The following is a 1,492-nucleotide window of genomic DNA, read 5'->3' on the forward strand; positions in this document are numbered from 1 at the left end:
CCCCCGCTGTCCCCGGCCGCACGCTTCCGCAGCCCGCGCCACACCACCCCCGCCCCCAGCGTCGCCGCCAGGAACAGCACCGTGAACCACTGGAAGTACCAGTGCCCGCCCGCAGGGTCGTACACCGCGGCCCGGGGCCAGGCCAGGTTGACGGTCATGAGGAGGCCGTAGAGGAGGGCCAGGGCGTTGACCGGGACGCCCCAGCGGCCCAGGGAGAACAGGGGGGCGCCCTCCTCGTCGGTGCCCGCGGAGCCGAACTCGCCCCGCAGGCGGCGGATCAGGAGGGGGCCCGTGACCATTGCGTACGCCAGGTACAGCATCACGATGCAGGTCGTGCCGATCGCCAGGAACGCCTCGGGGGAGGCGAAGTTGAGGAGGAGCAGGGCGGCGGCCAGGGCGCCGACGACCAGGGCAGGGGCGGTGGGCATGCCCGTGCGGGGGTTCACGCGCGCGAGGCGGCCCGCGAAGGGCAGTTGTCCGTCGCGGGCCATGGAGAAGAGCATCCGGCAGGCCGCCGTCTGGATGGCGAGGGTGGCCACCGTGATCGCGACCACCACGTCGGCCAGCAGGGCCTTGCCGACGCCGTCCCCGAGGCTGCTGGTGAGGACGTAGCTGAGACCGTCGACCGACAGGCGCCCGTCGGTGAGGCTGGGGGCGGCGAGCAGGCCGCCCAGGACGATCAGGCCGCCGAGCGCGCCGGCCGAGGCGAGCGCCGTGAGGATCGTGCGGGGCGCGGTGCGCCGGGGGTTGCGGGTCTCCTCGCTCATCTCGCCCGCGCTGTCGAAGCCGATCATCACGTACGCCGCCGTGAACGAACCCACCAGCAGCGCCCCGAACAGGCCGTTCTGTGCGGCACCGGCGGTGTGGAAGGTGATGCTCGGCGTGCGCTCGGAGTGCGTCAGCAGCAGCACGACGATCAGCACCGCGCCGATGATCTCGGCGGTCACGCCGACCCGGTTGATCACCGACAGGACGCGGTTGTCCACGACGTTCACCAGGGTCGTCAGGACGAGAAGGAGCACGCCGAGAACCGCGGCGTTGGCCGCGCCGTCCGCCGAGGCCGGCGACGGGTCGGTGCCGACGAGCTGGAAGCCCGACCAGATCGCGGGGAGCACCATCTGCAGGGCCAGGGCCGCCGCGGCGACCACGACGATCTGCCCGATCACCATGACCCAGCCGGCGAACCAGCCGAAGGCCGGGCGGGACAGGCGGGTCGACCACTGGTAGATCGCGCCGGAGATGGGGTAGCGCGCCGCGAGTTCCGCGAAGCAGGCCGCCACCAGCAGTTGCCCGACCAGGACCGCCGGCCAGGCCCAGAAGAAGACGGGGCCGCCGAAGGCGTACCCGAAGGCGAAGAACTGGAAGACGGTCGTCAGGACCGAGATGAAGGAGAACCCCGCCGCGAAGGACGCGTACCGGCCCAGGCTGCGGTGCAGCTCCTGGCGGTAGCCGAACTCGGCGAGGGACCGGTCGTCGGGGGAGGGGGACGGGG

At 72.7% G+C, this 1,492-nt stretch carries 1 protein-coding gene; it reads right to left on the minus strand.

Going from position 1 to position 1,492, the window contains the following annotated elements; genetic code table 11:
- The coding region (locus AOJ26_RS41170) for an amino acid permease (RefSeq protein WP_053853418.1) at positions 1-1,492 on the minus strand (1,492 nt) is incomplete at both ends.

The sequence above is a fragment of the Streptomyces sp. NRRL B-24085 genome (assembly GCF_001282115.1).
GTDB lineage: Bacteria > Actinomycetota > Actinomycetes > Streptomycetales > Streptomycetaceae > Streptomyces.